We start from the raw sequence: 18416 nt of genomic DNA, 5'->3' as shown, positions 1-18416 counted from the left end.
AATCACTTCCGGTTAAATATTGTTCCAGCCAACCAATCACCCACCCGGGGAACCATCGGGTACGCAATGGCGGCAACGTTCATGATGACGGGCGCATTGATTTCACGGACCCGCCGGCCAAACGCGCCGACGATGCGGGCGGCCAGTTTTTCGGGATCAAGTGTAAACATCGCTACCTTGGCTTCGTAGTCCTCCGCCTTAGCCGTCTTGAAGAAGTTCGTGGCCACGGGTCCAGGGTTAACGGTGGTCACCTCAATCCCGTGTGGCCGCAGTTCAAGGCGCAGCGCGTTGTTGTAGGCAATAACCGCGGACTTGGTTGCCGCATACACCGCCGACTTGGGCGTTGCAATTTTACCGGCCATGGAGGCAATGCTGATGATGTGCCCACTGCCCTGCGCCAGCATCTGCCGGCCCGCCAGGCGGGTCATGTAGATGAGCCCCAAAACGTTGGTGCGGAACATCTTCTCCGTTGTGGCCATTGGCGTGTCCAGTGCTTCGGTGAACACCCCGAAGCCGGCCGCATTAAGCAGCACATCAACGCGCGGCACGGTTTCGAGCACCTGGTGCCAGACCGCATCAATATTCACCGGATCGGACACGTCCAGCTGGAATGCAAACGCGGGCCGGTGCGCCCGGGACTGCGCCGCAACGCGGACTTCTTCCAGCTTCGTCAAGTTGCGCGCCAGGAGCACGATTGTTGCCCCCGCACTTGCAGCCTGCAGTGCTACGGCCCGGCCAATGCCACTGGAGCCGCCAGTAATCACGACAACTTTGCCGCGCAATGAATTATTGGTCATTGTCATCAGTATCCTCCGCATGGGTTTTGATAAACGGAATATCGAATTCGTTCAAGTCCGCAACCACCCGCGTGTTCGCGAAGATCTTGCGGGCTTCCTTCTCCAAGTCGCGGGCCATCTTGCCCACATAACGAGCAGAAATATGGTTCAGCAGCAAGCGGTGAACACCCGCCTGCTTCGCCAGCCGCGCCGCCTGGACGTTCGTGGAATGGTAGTACTGCTTAGCCATCCGGGCCTCTTCGCCCGCAAACGTGCTCTCATGCACCAGGACGTCCGCATCCTTGGCCAGGGCCAATTCGGATTGGGTCTGCCGGGTGTCACCGAAGATGGCCACGGTCCGGCCATGCTGGGCGGGACCGATGAAGTCCTGCCCGTTAAACGTCCGCCCGTCAGCCAAGGTGACCGTCTCGCCCGCCTTCAAGCGTGAGTAGGCGGGACCGGCAGGAATGCCTGCTTCCCGGACCTTATCAATCAGCAGTTCGCCTTCATGGTCCTTCTCGGCAATGCGGAAGCCGAATGCTTCAATCCGGTGGTCCAAGTGATCACAAGTAACCGTGAACGTCTTGTCATCAAGCACCACGCCGGGCTTTAAGACCTCAAACTTAAGGCGGTAGGACAACCGGGTCTGTGTCACCTTGAGGCTTGTCCGGACGAAGTCTTCAATTCCCTTGGGCCCATAAATCGTTAGGGGTTCGGTGCCGCCTTGGTTGGCGCGGCTAGCCAGGAAACCGGGCAAGCCGAAAATGTGGTCCCCGTGGTTGTGGGTGATGAAAATTTTGGTGATTTTACGGGGCCGAATCGTCGTGCGCAAGATTTGGTGTTGGGTTCCTTCACCGCAATCGAACAACCAGATTTCGTTCCGTTCATCGAGCAGTTTCAGAGCCAAGCTACTAACGTTTCGCCCGCGCGCAGGTGAACCAGCGCCGGTGCCTAAAAACAAAATTTCCATTTAAGTATTGCCATCCATTTCTAGGAGTTCCGCGACCAGCCGCGTGGCGCCAGGCCAACGGGCAACGCGCCGCGCGGTTCTTGGCGGCTGCGGAACATTACCATCCTCAGTGCATTTTAGCTTACCCTATATCATAACATACCGAAACAAAAGTACGCGGACGTGATTGCCCCACAGCCAAAAAAATCCGGATTGACCGCACTTACGCGGGCCAATCCGGAGCAAGATATTTATTTATTTGTTGCAGTTCCCACTAAGTTCTTGGCAATAAACGTCGCGTAGTACTTAGCCCCACTCGGTGTCGGGTGGACACGATCCTTATAGAACCATTCATCGTGGCTGTTGGCGTAAGCATACCAATCGATCACGTGCAGGTTCGGATAGTGTGCCGCCCCCGCTTTGAGGGCCGCGTTGGTCGTGTTTTGCCACTGCTTCGTCGGCACGCGGACACTAATCCAGTACACCTGCCGCTTAGGCGTTGCAATGTGCATCACTTGATCCAAGTACTCCTTGGTCAGCGGGCCATTGGTACCCAAACCAACGAGAATCGTGTTCGCCAGTGCGCCCGTCGTCGCATATTTCTTCATTACAGCCACACCGTCGCTGACTTGCCGTGATGGGACGGCATCAACGTAGGCTTTCGGGAAAATCTTCTCGAGCAGCGGTTCGCCGTCCTTCATGACGGAATCCCCAACGGCAACAACCCGCAAGTTCTGTGCCCGCGCCGTCTCCGCCGCGGTCAGGCCCGCCACCGGCTTAGTCTTCTGCGGCTTAGCGCTCGACGAACTGCTTGGCTTAACCGCGCTGCTCGACTGCTTGACCGTACTACTCTTGGTTGAATCAGACTCCTTGAGGGCCTTCTTCATGGCCGCCAATCGTTTGCGGTTAGCAGCCTTATCCTTTTTGGTGTCAGTCAAGCGCTTTTGCAGCGGCGACTCGCCGACCGCCTTTGCAGACGGCGCCTGCATGACGCCGACCAGCCCAATCACCGCGATGAGGGCAAGGACTCCAGTGCGGATGAGCTGCGCGCGGTTAACGCGCACTGCCTGGACGTATTTTTTAAAGCCAGCGAATGAATAATCTGCGTGCGCCAGTGGCTGTTCAACAAAGCGGTACGAGAACTCAGTAATCAAGACAATCAAGATGACTTCAATTACCGGGTACAGGACCGGGTGATCAGCGATGTTCGTGGCCTTAGACTCCATGAACACCATCACCGGCAGTTGGTACAGATACAGTCCGTAACTACGCCGGCCGACCCACGTAAAGACGGGATTACTCAGCAGTCGATTGAACACCGCCCCTGGGTGCGCCACAACGGCCACCAACAGGGTCACGAAGATTGAAAAGATGAACATACCGCCGCGATACAAGAACGGACTCTGGTCGGTGGTGAAAATCACCATTGCCAGCATGCCGATTAGCGATACTGTCCCGATGCCATTTAGCACCATCTTGTCCGTACGCGGTACGTCTTCGGCCAGGCGTGAACTTGGCCACACAAAGGCGAGCGCGGCGCCCAGCAAAATGCTGAATGCCCGCGTGTCCGTCCCGTAATACAGGCGGCTTGGGTCAAACGGAACCCCGGTCTTCGGCTGGTACAAAATCGCCATGAGTAAACCAGAAATCACCGCCAGAATCAGGGCGAGCTGCATGCCCCGCTTCTTGTAATCCTTCTTGGTGCGCCGCAAAATCAACAGCATCAGCAGCGGCCAGATTAGGTAGAACTGCCCCTCAATCGACAGCGTCCATAAGTGGGTGAACGGACTGTCCCCCTGTGCAAACCGCGCAAAGTAGGACTGACCGTTGGCAATTTGCCACCAGTTATAGACGTACAGCAAGTTGCTGAGCACAATCTGGTGCAAATTATGCAGTAATCCCCGCGCAAATAAAGTAATGTACGCGCTTGTTGCCAGCAGCATTAACACCAGTCCTGGATAGAGGCGCTTAATCCGCCGCTGCCAGAACCCGCGGAAGTCGAACCCATTACTGCGGTCGAATTCCATAATCAGCCCGTCCGTAATGAGGTAACCGGACACGACCATAAATATCGGCACACCGAGGTACCCGCCCCGGAAAATGTCCGGACGGATGTGATATAAAATTACCCCCAGTACCCCGATTGTGCGTAACCCATCAAAGCCGGTAATATACCGACGCTTCTTTCGCTGCTCCATGCGCATTACTCACTATCTTCTAAAAATCTGTTACAACGTCACTATTCTTCGAAGGTGAAGGTCAATTCGCCAATCGTAATCTCATCGCCGTTTTCGGCCCCCGCATCACGCAAGGCTTGGTCAATCCCCATAGTCCGCAATGTCTTGGCAAAGCGGATAACCCCATCATCGTGATCCAAGTTAGCCATGGCGACGGCCCGTTCAATGCGTTTCCCAGTTACGGTAAAGCCGTATTCAGAAGGCGTGACTTCGAAGGCATTTTCGTCCTTCAGTGCGTACGTCTTCTCGTCCGCATCGTGGTGGTCATCCGCAATTGCCGGTGCACTGGCCAGTAGTTCCGCCGTCTTGTGCAGCAATTGTTGCAGGTTGCTGTGCGTAACACTGGAGATGGCCATGATGTGGTCTTCAGCAAACCCAGCGGCAATCAACTGGTCGTGAAATTCGGTGAAGCGCTCGTCGGCCCCCGGTGCATCCATCTTGGTTGCCACGATAATCTCGGGCCGGTCCAACATGTTGTCATCGTAAGTCAACAGTTCCTTTTGAATCTGCTGGAAGTCGGTGTACGGGTCGCGCCCGTTCAGGGGATCCATCTCGACCAGGTGCAAGATTACCCGCGTGCGTTCAACGTGGCGCAGGAACTGCATCCCGAGACCCACCCCGGTCGCAGCACCTTCAACCAGCCCAGGCAGATCGGCCATGACAAAGTCAGACCCATCATCCAGGCGTACCATCCCGAGGTTCGGGACCAAGGTGGTGAAGTGGTAAGCCGCAATCTTCGGCTTGGCCCCGGTCACTGCGGCCAGCAAGGTGGACTTACCGACAGAAGGGAACCCAACCAGACCGACGTCCGCGAGCACCTTCAGTTCCAAGGTTACGTAGCGTTCCTGGCCTGGTTCACCATTTTCGGCAATCTCGGGTGCAGTGTTCTTCGGGGAAACAAAGTGAATGTTCCCGCGGCCACCACGGCCACCGCGCGCAACCACGAGCTCCTGCCCGGGTTCCGTCAAATCGCCAATAAATTCACCGGTATCCGCGTCAGTAACGCTGGTGCCGGCAGGAACGGCAACACGGGTGTCCTCCGCGGCCTTCCCGTACATCGCCTTTGCCAACCCGTTGCTACCACGGGTCGCCTTAAAGTGCTTGTGGTAACGGAAATCCATCAGGGTGTTCAGTCCGGAGTCAACATAGAAAATAATGCTCCCCCCACGGCCACCATCACCACCGGATGGGCCACCGAACGGAACGAATTTTTCGTGACGGAAGGCAACGGCACCGTCGCCCCCCTTACCGGCACGTACTTCAACTGTGACTTGATCTACAAACATTTTTTTATGTCCCGCACGCAGCGGGAACTCTCCTTTTAACCAATTTTCAAGGGGTGCGCCCCAGTAACCGTAGTCGGCCGGAATCCCGGCGGTTAAAATCGGCGAAGCGGGCCGCACCCACCGGTTCAGCCTGGTGGATGTGCTCCGCTTCGCAATCGACTGGGAATAATCCCCACAATCTTTCCTAATCTTAGGATACAGACCTAAGCTGCAAAAAGCAATGCAAACCCGCACCATTATGCCATTTCTTCAGACAAACATCTGGTAAAAATAACGGTTAGGTTAGGGCCAATTTGATTGTCTGGGCGGTTGTCTTGCTGATGCCGACCGCCTGCAACTCCGCCACGCTCGCGGCCTTGATGTTGTTAATCGTCTTGAATTCCCGCATCAACTTGGCGCGGGTCTTCGGGCCCACACCCTTAATCTCCTCCAGCCGACTCGTCAGGCTGGTCTTACTGCGCAGCTGGCGGTGGAAGGTGATGGCAAAACGGTGCACCTCATCTTGAATTCGTTCCAGCAGATAGAACCCCTGGCTACGCGGGTCCAGATCAATCGGTTGGTCGAAGTTGCCATATAGCAACGCGGCCGTTTTGTGCTTGTTGTTCTTCACCATCCCCGCCACCGGAATGTCCAAGTTCAACTCGTTTTCGAGCACATCCTTGGCGGCGTTCATTTCAATGGCGCCCCCGTCCATCAGGATTAGGTCGGGGAACGGGTGGTGTTCCTTGAGCAGCCGCGTGTACCGGCGGCGGATGACCTCACGCGTGTTGGCGTCTTCGTTCGCACTGTGGTCACCCTCATCTTGGGCCAACTTGTACTTACGGTAGTTGTTCTTCTCCGGTCGGCCGTCAACGAACTGCACCATGGCACTGACGGGTTCAGCGCCCTGAATGTGACTGTGGTCGAAGGCTTCGATGACGTGGCCGTCCCGGGGCAAGCCCAGAGCCTCCATGATTTCGGCCTGTGCGTCCACCGTCTTGCGGTTGTCCAGTTCCAGTAAGCGAAACTTTTCTTCCAGCGTGATGCGGCTGTTCTTGGCGGCAAGGTCCATGAGGGCGCGCTTTTCACCGCGCTGCGGGGTGCGCACTGGCACGCCAATCACGTCGCTAAGCACGTCGTTGTTCATCCCCGCGGGTACGAGCACTTCCCGCGGTTTCACGTTGTTCTTCCGGTCATAGAATTGCAGGATGAAGGATTCGAATTCTTCTTCTGCCGTGTTCACCACGGGGAACAGCCGTTTTTCGCGTTTCATCAGCCGCGCCTGGCGGATGAAGAACACCTGAATGGAAATCCAGCCCTTATCCATATAAAAATTGAACAGGTCCCGCGTGGTGTGATCCGTCGAGATAATCTTTTGCTTTTCAACGGTGGCTTCGATGTACCGAATCTGGTCGCGAATTTCGCCCGCCCGTTCATACTCTTCCTTATCCGCCGCCACCTGCATCTGCTTGGTCAGTGTGGCCTTCACCTTGGCCGTATTGCCGTTCAAAAAGCTCTTAATGCGGGCAATCTGCCGGTCGTAATCTTTTTGCGGTACGTCCTTGAAGCACGCCCCCAGGCACTGACCCATGTGGTAGTACAAACATGGCCGGCCCTGATAGCCATTGCAGCGGCGCAGTGGGTACACGCGCTGAATGAACTGCAAGGTTTCTTCGGCGGCATACACGTTGGGGTACGGGCCAAAATAATACGCACCATCCTTGCGCACATCACTGACAATCATCGTGCGTGGGTCCTTCTCGTTCGTAATCTTAATGTAGGGGTATCCCGTCCCCTTCTTCAGCTTAATGTTGTAGTACGGCTGGTATTTTTGAATCAGCGTGATTTCGAGGAGGAAGGCCTCCTTGTCCGTACTGGTGACGATGAAGTCAAAGTCGGCGATTTCGGATACCAACTTGGCCGTCTTCCCGTCGTGGCTACTCTTGAAGTACGAGCGTACCCGATTCTTCAGGTTCTTCGCCTTCCCGACGTAGATAATCTTGCCCGTGATGTCCTTCATCTGGTAACTACCAGGCAAATCTGGCAGCAACGCCAGCTTCTGTTCGATGTGTTCCGACGCCATTGCTGCGCCTCCTTGCAAAACGTTTGTTCGTAGTTACATTCTACCGGTAATGCTGGCTAAGTTCAACCTGCACGAACAGCCCAATTGTCCCCCCGTAGACGCAAAAAAGCAGGCAACACACGTGGTGTCCTGCCTGCTTCCTCAGGGGTTTTGTTACTGCTATTACTGGGCCAAGACCTTGCCTAAGAAGTCCTTAGTCCGTTCTTCCTTCGGGTGGTCGAAGAGTTCTTCCGGCTTACCCTTTTCAATAATCTGGCCGCCGTCCATGAACCACACTTCATCGGCAACCTTGTGCGCAAAGCCCATTTCGTGAGTCACCACAACCATGGTCATCCCGGAACTAGCGAGGTCTTGCATAACCTTCAGCACTTCGCCAACCATTTCGGGGTCCAGTGCGGAGGTTGGTTCGTCAAAGAGCATCACGTCTGGTTCCATAGCGAGTGCCCGGGCAATCGCCACACGCTGCTGCTGCCCACCGGAAAGGCTTGCAGGGAATGCGTCCGCCTTGTCTTCAAGCCCAACCTGCTTCAGGAGTTCCTTGGCCTTTTTCTGCGCCGCCGCAACGTCCAGCCCCTTAACCTTGATTGGTGCCAGGGTGATGTTGTCGAGCACGGTCATGTGGGGGAACAAGTTGAACTGCTGGAACACCATGCCCATCTTTTCCCGGATCTTATCGAGCTGCTTTTCGCCCAGGCCCACCAGGTTCGTGCCTTCGAAGAGGATTTCGCCGGAGGTTGGTTCGCCCAACCCGTTCAGGCTCCGCAGGAAGGTACTCTTCCCACCACCAGAAGCACCGATGACAACAATCACGTCACCCTTGTTGATGGTTTCGGTAATCCCGGTCAAAACTTCATTTTCACCAAAGGACTTCTTGAGGTCCTTAATCTCTAACAATGCATTATCCAACATGTTTCATCTTCCCTTCGAAGTGTGACAGAACCTTGCTGAGTGTGAAGGTCATAATGAAGTACAAGACCATCGCAACGGCAATTGGGGCAATCCCCCGGTACGTTGCGGTCTGCACAACCTTCAGCTGGTAAATCAAATCGGAAACCCCGATGATGGAAACAATGGAGCTTTCCTTAATCAGTGAGATGAATTCGTTACCCAGTGCGGGCCAGATGTTCTTCACGGCCTGGGGCAGGATAACACTCTTCATTGTCTGGCCTTGAGACAACCCGAGTGAACGGGCTGCTTCCGTCTGGCCAACTGGGATACTGTTGATCCCCCCACGGATGATTTCGGCAACGTATGCGGAGGAGTTAATCCCAACCGCGATGATCCCGGAAACAAGGGCAGGAATCTGCACAACCATCCCAATCCCGAAGTAAACGAACATGATTTGGACCATCAGCGGTGTGCCCCGAATGAATTCAATGTAGGCAACGGCGATGGCGTGGAGCACCTTGTTCTTACCCAAACGCATGAGGGCAAACAGAATCCCGAGCACAATCCCAAAGATAACGGCAATGGCGGTAATCAGCAGCGTGTAGCCAACCCCGAGGGCGAAGTACTTCCAGTAGTGAATCATGGAGGTGTTCGCCGTGTTGCCAGCCATGTAGTTACCTGCTGTCTTCAGGTAGTCCGTGGTCTTGTCGCCCTTCTTGATCTTGTCCAGGGTCTTGTTTACGGCATTGACCAGGGTCTTGCTCCCCTTGTGGAACCCAACCGCAGTCCCCTGCATGTCATCGCCAAGTTCGTACTTACCGTCGATGGCAACAAGCTGGTTGTCGTTCGCCGCGTAAGCTTCCGCAACTGGCTTTTCCACGTTGACCGCGTCGACCTTGTGGCTCTTCAAGGCCAGAATCAGGTCAGTAACCTTGGACAGGCCCTTAACCTTAGAATCCTTCACCTGCTTCTTCGCCAGCTCGTACTGCAGGCTACCAGTCTGGGCCCCGACGTTCTTGCCCTGCAGTGCAGTGTGGCCCTTGGCGTAGAGCTTAGCGTCGGCCTTGTTGACCAGAATGTCCTGCCCACCAGTGTAGTAAACGTGGGAGAAGTCAACACTCTTGGCCCGTTCGTTGGTTGGACTCATCCCGGAGAGGACCATGTCCACCTTACCCGTCTCGAGCGCAACCAGCAGTTGGTCGAAGTCCATTTGCTTAATCTTGAGCTTCACGCCGAGGTCCTTGGCAATCTGCTTCCCAACTTCAACGTCCATCCCTTCAACGCGGTTCTTACCCCCGACGTTAACCAGGAATTCGTATGGTGCGTAGTCAGGACTGGTCCCCATGATGATGGTGCCCTTATCCTGAATCTTCTGTAAGCTGTCGTCCGTTGCCGCGTTGGTCTGGTTAGCGACGGTAAGGCCCAGCGCCGCAATCAGTCCCAGCATTAGGGCAAGGACGAAATGTTTAATCTTCTTCATGAACAAAATCCCCTTCGATTTCTTTATGTAAATTACTATACACAGAAATCATTATTTATGCAACAAAAAATGTAAGAAAATTCACGATATTCATGAAAAATTCAGCTGCAACCGGTGCCAATTCAAAAAAATTCTGGTGCCACCGGCGTTCGTGCTATAATACTCTCTGAAAACATTCAGCGCGCCAGAAGCCGCCACGAAGGAGAATGCATAATGGGACTAAAAGTTAACCGCCAAACGGATATGGACAAGCTTTTCGACCAGTTCGCATCATTACCTGATGACAAGAACAAAAAGCTGGAAGTAGATCCACGCAAGAAGGAACGCGAGGCTGAGCGGGACGCCGCCTACGCCCGGTTGAAGAAAAATACGGACACCAAAAAGTAACTTAGCGGTACAAAAAGAGCGGAACGTCATGTTCCGCTCTTTTTGTATATATACAGTTAATGTTGCATACTATCTTTTGATTTTTGGATATTTTTTCGCCAAGCTAGCAATGTTGGCCTGCGCAACATCGTCAAAGTCAATGTCCGCCCACAGCGCAATCTGACTGAGGTACCAGAGAACGTCCCCCATCTCGTGCTTGAGGTCGTCCTTATTGAGCTCGGCGCCCTGGAATGTGTACTTCTTAATCAAATCAATGGCCTCGCCAGTCTCACTGGCCAGTCCGAGCGACAAGTTCGTCAGCACGTGCTCGTTCCCCTCAAGTGTCCGGTTCGCAAGGTGTTGGTATTCGTTAAATTCCATGGTATCCGTCCTCTCTTATTGCTGGTCTAAACCACACTGCTGTTCAATCCACGCCCACACTTCGTCATACCCAACTTTGGTTTGGGAAGAAAACGGAATCCACGGGGTGGCCGCATTCAGGTGTAAACCCTTGCGTGCCTGGGACTCGGTTTTGTTCCACTGGTTCTTCTTCACCTTGTCAATCTTGGTGCTGACCACCAGCGTTGGCACCTCGTAGTACTTGAGGTACTGGTACATGGATTCATCCAGTTCCGTTGGTTCACGGCGCCCATCGACCAGCTGCACGACCCCAGCGAGTTGCTTGCGGGTTTGCAAGTACTGCTCAATCATCGTGGCGAACTTGGCCCGATCCGCCTTACTAACCTTCGCGTACCCAAAACCAGGAACATCGACGAAGTGTAGATCCTGGTTCAAGCGGTAAAAGTTAATCGTCTGGGTTTTCCCCGGGACGGAAGACGTCCGCGCGACCTTGTTGCGCTTCAGCAACGTGTTGATCAGTGAGCTCTTCCCCACGTTTGAACGGCCGACAAAGGCAATTTCGGGTAGCCCCGTTTCTGGATACTGTTCAGCGCGCACGGCACTGATAATGATTTCGACATCGTTAACTTGCATAATCTCCGTCCTTTCTACTTGTTACAGTTTACCATACGCACCGGCTCAGTGCCCCGCCCGGCAATTAAATATTCTGCCGGCAAAGGCAAAACAAAAGCGGCCAAACTAATGAAAGTTTGGCCGCTTGCTAGAAGTGCTGCTTAGGATGCCAGAATCAGTTCTGCATCCGCCGTGCCGGCAACGGTGTCGGCAGTAATAACAGCTTTGGTTACGTCCTTACGACTTGGCAGTTCGAACATAATGTCCTGCATTACTTTTTCGATGATGGACCGCAGACCACGCGCCCCAGTATCCCGCTCAATGGCTTCGTGGGCAATCGCGCGCAATGCGTCCGGCGTGAACTCGAGCTGCTTGCCATCGAGTTCCATCAACTTGGTGTACTGCTTGACCAGCGCGTTCTTCGGTTCGGTCAGAATCCGCACGAGGTCATCTTCAGTCAGTTTTTCCAGTGATGCCAGGATTGGAATCCGGCCGATGAATTCAGGGATAATCCCGAACTTCATCAAGTCTTCAGGGATGACCTGCTGCATGAGGCTCTCATCTTCATCGATTTCCTCGTTGCTGTCAGTGCCAAACCCAATTGTCTTCTCGCCGATGCGGTTCTTCACAATTGATTCGATGCCGTCAAAGGCCCCACCAACGATAAACAGGATGTTGGTCGTGTCAATCTGAATGAGTTCCTGCTGCGGGTGCTTACGACCACCCTGTGGCGGAACGGAGGCAATCGTGCCTTCCAGAATCTTCAGCAGCGCCTGCTGAACCCCTTCACCAGAAACGTCACGCGTAATCGACACGTTCTCGCTCTTCTTGGCAATCTTGTCGATTTCGTCGATGTAGATAATCCCCTTCTGCGCGCGTTCAACGTCAAAATCGGCGTTTTGCAAAAGCTTGAGCAGGATGTTTTCTACGTCTTCCCCAACATACCCGGCTTCGGTCAGCGTCGTTGCGTCCGCAATGGCAAATGGCACCTGCAGGATGCGGGCCAGACTCTGCGCCAGGAAAGTTTTCCCACTACCAGTTGGGCCGATAAGTGCAATGTTACTCTTCTGCAGCTCGGTATCGTCCTTCTTGGCAATCGCCATCTGGTTAATGCGCTTGTAGTGGTTGTAAACTGCAACCGCCAGCGCCTTCTTCGCGGCATCCTGGCCAATCACGTAATCATTCAAGATCTTCATGATTTGCAGTGGCTTTGGTACTTCAGTCAGGTTTTTAATTGACTCTTCTTTGAACTCTTCGTCTACGATTTGCTTGCACAAGTCGATACATTCATTACAAATATATACTCCAGGGCCCGCAACGATTCGCTTAACCTGGTCTTGTGACTTGCCGCAGAAAGAACAGGTCACGGTCTCCTTGGTATCTACGTCGTCATACATATAGTTTCACCCCTCAAATTAATCGGAACACATCTGTATCCCCATCGTCAACCAATGCTACCATATGTCCCGGCTAAGCGGAAGCGGACACGCAATTGGGTCTGTCCCGCCGCTGGACACAAGCGGCCAACTGCCTTGTTGACGCAAAAACACCCCGCAACCGCAAAGTCACGAGGTGCTTCAAACACGTGCTAAATTGAATTAAGCTTCAACAGCTGCATCGCGGATGCTTGCAATTGCCTTCTGCATCGTGATGTCGTGTGCCAGCATGTCATCGCTAAGGGCGTTGCGGACAGCGTCCTTTTCCATGCCGTAGTCTGTTGCCAGGTGGTCGATCTCGGCGTTCAGTTCGTCTTCGTCAGCCGTGATGTTGTCAGCAGCAACGATGGCTTCGAGAACCAGGTTGGTCTTAACACGCGTTGCGGCGTTTTCCTTGAACTGGTCGCGCAGGGAGTCTTCGGTCGTACCGGTGAGCTTGAAGTACATGTCAGTGCTGATACCCTGACGCTGCATGTTGCCCAGGTACTGGTCCATCTGCTGCTGCACGTCGGTGTCGATCATTGCGTCCGGAATCTGTTCAACTTCGGCGTTGTCAACAGCGGCCTTAATTGCAGCTTCTTCCTTAGCTTCCTGAGCATCGGCAGTCTTCTTGTCTTCAAGGTCCTTGCGAATCTTAGCCTTGAGTTCATCAAGTGTGTCGACGTCTTCGTCAGCATCCTTAGCAAATTCGTCGTCAAGTTCAGGAAGTTCCTTAACCTTAACTTCGTGGATGGTGGTTGCAAATTCTGCATCCTTACCAGCAAGTTCCTTAGCGTTGTAGTCCTCAGGGAAGGTAACCTTAACCGTTACGTCTTCGCCAGACTTGTGCCCAATGAGCTGGTCTTCAAAGCCAGGGATGAATGAGCCTGAGCCAAGTTCGAGGGAGTAGTTCTTAGCGGAACCACCATCGAATTCCTTGCCGTCAACGGTCCCGGTGTAGTCAATAACAACGGTGTCGCCAGACTTGGCAGCATCTTCGCTAACAACCATTTCAGCAAGATCCTGGCGCTTTGCTTCCAGGTCCTTGTTAACATCTTCATCAGAAACGGCAACGTCCTGCTTAGGTACGGTTACGCCCTTGTATTCGCCAAGCTTAACTTCAGGCTTAACGGTAACAGTGGCCTTGATGCCCCATGGCTTGCCAGCTTCCATGCTTTCGATGTCAATCTTAGGCTGGTCAACAGGTTCGATCCCAGCTTCGTCAACAGCAGCGTCGTAAGCGTCTGGAAGGACGATGTTCAGAGCGTCTTCGTAGAGTGCGGATTCGCCGTACATCTTGTTGAAGATAGCGCGGGTAATCTTACCCTTACGGAAGCCAGGTACGGTGATGTTCCCGCGTACCTTAGCAAATGCCTTGTCCAAGCCATCCTTAATTGTTGCTTCGTCAATTTCAAAAGTCAGGTCGCCAGTGATGGCGTCCGTCTTGTTCCACTTTGCAGTCATGGTATTCCTCCGACATTGGTTGTCAACGTCACCCTGCTGGTAACGTTGCGTTACATACCGTACTAGTTTACATGAAATGCCTGCAATTGTAAAATCATTTTCCCCTTCTAGTAAGGTTTTGAAGAAAGAAATCTGGGGATTACCCACTACTTTAGCCACCACGAATATTTTTTACCCCTTAACGCGGCAAAAATCAGAATCAAAATCTAGGCTAATTGCCCTAAGCAGCAGCCGGCAATCCAAAATATGTAATAAAAAAGCCTCCGCAAATGCGGAAGCTTCTTTAATGGTAACGGTAATGTTAGTCGAGGATTTCGGTAACAACACCGGCACCAACCGTACGGCCACCTTCACGAACGGTGAACTTCGTACCGAGTTCGATAGCAACTGGTGCAATCAAGTCGACTTCGAAGGTCACACGGTCACCAGGCATAACCATTTCAACGCCGTCTGGGAGGGCGATGACACCGGTAACGTCAGTGGTGTGGAAGTAGAACTGAGGACGGTAGTTGGAGAAGAATGGCGTGTGACGGCCACCTTCGTCCTTGGTCAAGATGTAGACTTCACCCTTGAACTTGTTGTGGGTTTCGATGGAACCTGGCTTTGCCAGGACCTGTCCACGTTCAACCTGGTCGCGGCCAATACCACGAAGCAGAACACCGACGTTATCGCCGGCTTCACCAAGGTCAAGCGTCTTACGGAACATTTCAAGACCGGTAACAGTGGACTTAAGAATGTCAGGCTTCAAGCCGACAATCGAAACTTCGTCACCAATCTTAACCTGCCCACGGTCGATACGACCTGAAGCAACAGTACCACGACCAGTGATCGTAAATACGTCTTCAACAGGCATAAGGAAAGGCTTGTCGGTTTCACGAACTGGGGTTGGGATGTATTCGTCAACCGTGTCCATGAGTTCTTCGATAACCTTAACCTGTTCAGGGTCGCCTTCAAGAGCCTTGAGAGCGGAACCCTTGATAACAGGAATGTCATCACCAGGGAAATCGTATTCGGAGAGAAGGTCGCGAACTTCCATCTCAACCAAATCGATCAATTCGTCATCGTCAACAAGGTCAGTCTTGTTAAGGAAGACAACGATGTAGTCAACACCAACCTGACGAGCGAGCAGAATGTGTTCACGAGTCTGTGGCATAGGACCATCAGTTGCGGCAACAACGAGAATAGCACCGTCCATCTGAGCAGCACCGGTGATCATGTTCTTGACATAGTCAGCGTGTCCTGGAGCGTCGATGTGCGCGTAGTGGCGCTTTTCAGTTTCGTATTCAACGTGGGCCGTGTTGATGGTGATACCACGTTCCTTTTCTTCTGGTGCTGCATCGATGCTGGCAAAGTCAGTAGCCTTTGAAAGCCCCTTGTCTGCAAGTACCTTGGAAATAGCAGCGGTCAGAGTGGTCTTACCGTGGTCAACGTGACCAATCGTACCAATGTTAACGTGTGGCTTGGTACGGTCGTAGTGTTCTTTTTCAGCCATGAAAAAACGAACCTCCTGAGTATTTTGTAAGAAACCAGGACAGTCGTCTATCCCGAGAATTCTTTACATTCTAGTGTACTACACATAAGCGGAAATACAAAGTGTAAATCCTGTGTTGGAATCAATATCCGAAAAAGATTATAACTATTTTTCGACGCCGTGTAAACCGGAGCATAGCCGATTTCACACGATTTTCAAGCTAATTATTCACTATTTGGCCCATAATCGTCATTTGCTGGTCCATCCAGGCCTGTAGTGCGGCGTATTTTGTTTCTTTTTGCGGATTGATACTCTGTTCAGCAAACACGTGTGGTTCTTTAATTATTTGGTCAAGCGCCGGATAAATCAGCGAAATCTTGATTGCTTGCACCTGCATGAATGCCAAATCAGCGCCAAATTGTTGTTCATATTCCGTCATAATCTGTGCCATCGTGTTATCTGCAAACGGACTGCGGGTCTTGCTGGGGTTAAATACGTAGAGACCATCATAGACATACACGCTAATCTCCTCGTCTAGGTGCATTCGCTGCAGCCAGCTGGCGAGCGTTGTGCGCATGAGCGGAAACACGTCGGCGTCGGTCAAGGCGCGCTTCACCGCATCCGTAGCCGCGCTAAGGGGAATTCGCGGTAGAATTTCATTCACCACGCGTTCTTGATCCACAAAGGTGCCAGCACCAACGTGGGCAATCTGTTTTTGGGCCTGCGCAATCACGTCCGCGTGTTCCCGGGTGTACTGCGACTCAAACTCAGCGGCGCGCCGCTGCATTGATTCAGCCTGCGCCGTCCCTTGTGCCACTTGCAACGCCGTGTCGATGACGGTGAAGTCCGGGGCCGCAATGCCAGCCGCGAGGATTAATTCCCGACCCGATTCGCTCTTACGCAATTGCTGGCCGTAATCGTCAACCAAAGCGAGCGCATCCCCGAATTGTTTAATGTTGATGTACCCCTGCCCCAGCTGCACCAGGGCTGTTGCATCAATTGGTTCGTTGTTGTTTTCCGCCACCAGCAAGTACTTCTCGTACAACTCAACGGCGGTCTTGTTGTTACCCGCCGCGAACGCCGCAAATGCGCGCTCTTGCATCTCCTTGTTGCTAACCGCGTGCTGCGGAAAGTTGATTACCTTACCCATTTTGATCCTCCATGCGTCGAAAAACAAAAAGAGGCTCTGACCTAGGTCAAAGCCTCAACTGTCAATGTTCTTGTGTTACTGACGTTTTGCGCTGTTCTGGTTTACTTCCATGATTACCGGCAGAATAACTGGCCGGCGCTTCGTCTGGTCGAAGAGGTACCGGGCCAGGCCATCACGAACGTCTTGCTTCAGGTGACTCCAGTCGAATTCCTTGTTGTCCAAGTTCTTCTGCACTGTGTCAGCCACAATCTTGCCACATTCAGCGAGCAAGTCCTTGCTTGTCTTCATGTAGACAAAACCGCGGCTTTGAATCTTCGGCCGGGAAACAATGCGCTTCTTCTTCCGGTCGATGGTCACAACGGCAATCATAATCCCGTCTTCAGAGAGCATCTTGCGGTCGCGCAGAACAATGTTCCCGATGTCGCCAACGCCAATCCCATCAATCATGGTGTTACCGGCTGGGGCGCTCCCGGAAACATGCAGCTGCCCCTTGGTGTAGCTGATGATGTCCCCGAGTGCAGGAATGATTACGTGGTCGGCCGGAATGCCAACTTCTTCGGCAATTTCAGCGTGGGCTGCAAGCTGACGGTATTCACCCTGCACCGGAATCAAGTATTCGGGGTGCAGCAGGTTAATCATCAATTGCAAGTCCTGACGCGCACCGTGTCCAGAAACGTGCTTGTCATCAAAGACGGCCTTCACTTCACCGCCAACCCGGTAAATCATGTCCTTGGTCCGGGCCAGCGTGGTTTCCATCGCGTGGGACGGGGTGGAAACGATGAACACAAGGTCCCCTTCGCCGATGTGAATCAGGCGGTGCCGGGAACTAGCCATCTTCTGCAGGGACTTCAGTGGTTCCCCAATGCGGCCGTTTTCCAGGATGACCGTTTCTTCTGGCGCCAAAGTCTTGAGTTCCTTGGTCGTCGCCAGAATGTCTGGGTTAGGCAGAACCAGGTAGTTCAAGTCCAGGGCCGTACGCACAATCTTCTCGGCATCGTGCCCAGTCAGCACAACGCGCCGGTTGGTGGCTGCAGCGGCGTTCAGCACCTGCTGCACGCGCATGATGTTGCTGGCAACAGTGGCAACGATAATCCGGCCAGTGTGGTACTTGAAGGACTCGTTGATGCTGTCAGCAATTTCGCGTTCACTCGCCATCTGGTATGGGGATTCCGCATTCGCAGAGTCGGAAAGCAGTGCGAGCACTTTGCGGTCACCAATGTGGGCGATGCGGCCAAAGTTGGTCTTGTACATTTCGCTGGCACTCTGGTCAAACTTGAAGTCACCAGTGTAAACAATCTGGCCATTCGGCGTGCCAATCACAATCCCCATTGACCCTGGAATGGAGTGGGTCGTGCGGAAGAAGCTGACGTAGGTCTTGCCGAACTTCAGGTTGGACTTCTCGTCAACGACGTGGAAGTTCTTGAACTTGCGCGTCTTCGGGTTCTGCTTGGTCACAATGCGGGCCAGAGCGATGGTCAGTTCACTACCATAGACGGGGACGTTATGTTCACTCAAGAAGTACGGGAGTGCCCCAATTGCATCTGCGTGCCCGTGGGATAGGAAGATACCAGCTACCTTATCGATATTGTCCACTAGGTAAGTTGTGTCTGGAATAACGATATCGATTCCCATCAAATCATTGTCTGGATATTTCAATCCAAAATCACATACAAAAATTTGGTCGTCTACCTCGACGGCGTACATGTTTTTTCCGTTTTCACGTACCCCCCCGAGGGCGACCAGATTGATCTTAGCCATTATTTCACCTCAGAGATATAATTCCCGTTTTATCGGGCTCGAATCTAAATACTTAGTTTCAGTCTACCACAAGGCGTTATCATTCTAAAGCATAAGTGCATGCAATGATAATAATGACGACACAAAAAAGCCGCCCCAAAAT

The 18416-nt window shown here is 53.0% G+C and carries 15 protein-coding genes; 1 reads left to right on the top strand and 14 read right to left on the bottom strand.

From position 1 onward, the window contains the following. Window positions 1–2: 2 nt before the first annotated feature. The 7 genes from FC18_RS02790 to FC18_RS02760 form a co-directional block, all read right to left on the bottom strand. The gene (locus tag FC18_RS02790) at window positions 3–803 is read right to left on the bottom strand and encodes an SDR family NAD(P)-dependent oxidoreductase (RefSeq protein ID WP_169790595.1); all 801 of its coding nucleotides are present in this window, start codon (window positions 801–803) and stop codon (window positions 3–5) included. Beyond that, window positions 787–1746, bottom strand: coding sequence for a ribonuclease Z (rnz, locus tag FC18_RS02785; RefSeq protein WP_054676022.1), 960 nt, complete (start codon window positions 1744–1746; stop codon window positions 787–789). The genes FC18_RS02790 and rnz overlap by 17 nt, the downstream gene beginning before the upstream one ends. A gap of 230 nt (window positions 1747–1976) precedes the next feature. Then, window positions 1977–3929 (bottom strand): acyltransferase family protein, encoded by a 1953-nt coding sequence (locus tag FC18_RS02780; protein ID WP_056975411.1) that lies wholly within the window; start codon window positions 3927–3929, stop codon window positions 1977–1979. A 35-nt stretch (window positions 3930–3964) separates the two neighbouring features. Then, complete coding sequence (gene obgE, locus FC18_RS02775; protein WP_054676344.1) at window positions 3965–5248, bottom strand: GTPase ObgE; 1284 nt, start codon at window positions 5246–5248, stop codon at window positions 3965–3967. Between the two features lie 277 nt (window positions 5249–5525). Beyond that, complete coding sequence (gene uvrC, locus FC18_RS02770) at window positions 5526–7310, bottom strand: excinuclease ABC subunit UvrC (RefSeq protein ID WP_056975410.1); 1785 nt, start codon at window positions 7308–7310, stop codon at window positions 5526–5528. Window positions 7311–7472: 162 nt separating this feature from the next. Then, complete coding sequence (locus tag FC18_RS02765; protein WP_054676019.1) at window positions 7473–8219, bottom strand: amino acid ABC transporter ATP-binding protein; 747 nt, start codon at window positions 8217–8219, stop codon at window positions 7473–7475. After that, window positions 8209–9645 (bottom strand): ABC transporter substrate-binding protein/permease, encoded by a 1437-nt coding sequence (locus FC18_RS02760; RefSeq protein WP_420806081.1) that lies wholly within the window; start codon window positions 9643–9645, stop codon window positions 8209–8211. The genes FC18_RS02765 and FC18_RS02760 overlap by 11 nt, the downstream gene beginning before the upstream one ends. A gap of 246 nt (window positions 9646–9891) precedes the next feature. Between FC18_RS02760 and FC18_RS12010 the strand changes: the two genes are divergently transcribed. After that, window positions 9892–10065, top strand: coding sequence for an SPJ_0845 family protein (locus tag FC18_RS12010; protein ID WP_156300768.1), 174 nt, complete (start codon window positions 9892–9894; stop codon window positions 10063–10065). A gap of 69 nt (window positions 10066–10134) precedes the next feature. Here the strand turns inward: FC18_RS12010 and FC18_RS02755 are convergent, their stop codons facing one another. The 7 genes from FC18_RS02755 to FC18_RS02725 form a co-directional block, all read right to left on the bottom strand. Further along, the gene (locus FC18_RS02755; protein ID WP_054676017.1) at window positions 10135–10425 is read right to left on the bottom strand and encodes a nucleoside triphosphate pyrophosphohydrolase family protein; all 291 of its coding nucleotides are present in this window, start codon (window positions 10423–10425) and stop codon (window positions 10135–10137) included. Window positions 10426–10440: 15 nt separating this feature from the next. Continuing rightward, window positions 10441–11037 carry a ribosome biogenesis GTP-binding protein YihA/YsxC gene (gene yihA / locus FC18_RS02750; protein WP_056975408.1) on the bottom strand — a complete coding sequence of 199 codons (597 nt, stop codon included), beginning with the start codon at window positions 11035–11037 and terminating at the stop codon, window positions 10441–10443. Between the two features lie 140 nt (window positions 11038–11177). Then, window positions 11178–12413 (bottom strand): ATP-dependent Clp protease ATP-binding subunit ClpX, encoded by a 1236-nt coding sequence (gene clpX, locus FC18_RS02745; RefSeq protein ID WP_054676014.1) that lies wholly within the window; start codon window positions 12411–12413, stop codon window positions 11178–11180. Window positions 12414–12614: 201 nt separating this feature from the next. Continuing rightward, a complete protein-coding gene (tig, locus tag FC18_RS02740; RefSeq protein ID WP_054676010.1) occupies window positions 12615–13895 on the bottom strand; it encodes a trigger factor in 1281 nt (426 codons plus the stop codon). A 301-nt stretch (window positions 13896–14196) separates the two neighbouring features. After that, window positions 14197–15387: an elongation factor Tu gene (gene tuf, locus FC18_RS02735; RefSeq protein WP_054676007.1), complete on the bottom strand. Its 1191-nt coding sequence runs from the start codon at window positions 15385–15387 to the stop codon at window positions 14197–14199. Between the two features lie 199 nt (window positions 15388–15586). After that, complete coding sequence (locus FC18_RS02730) at window positions 15587–16516, bottom strand: hypothetical protein (RefSeq protein WP_054676005.1); 930 nt, start codon at window positions 16514–16516, stop codon at window positions 15587–15589. 75 nt (window positions 16517–16591) lie between these two features. Beyond that, a complete protein-coding gene (locus FC18_RS02725; protein WP_056975407.1) occupies window positions 16592–18274 on the bottom strand; it encodes a ribonuclease J in 1683 nt (560 codons plus the stop codon). Between the last annotated feature and the right edge of the window lie 142 nt (window positions 18275–18416).

The organism is Lacticaseibacillus sharpeae JCM 1186 = DSM 20505 (assembly GCF_001436225.1).
GTDB lineage: Bacteria > Bacillota > Bacilli > Lactobacillales > Lactobacillaceae > Lacticaseibacillus > Lacticaseibacillus sharpeae.
The sequence above is the reverse complement of the archived record's forward strand: the minus strand, read 5'-3'. Positions and strand labels throughout refer to the sequence as shown.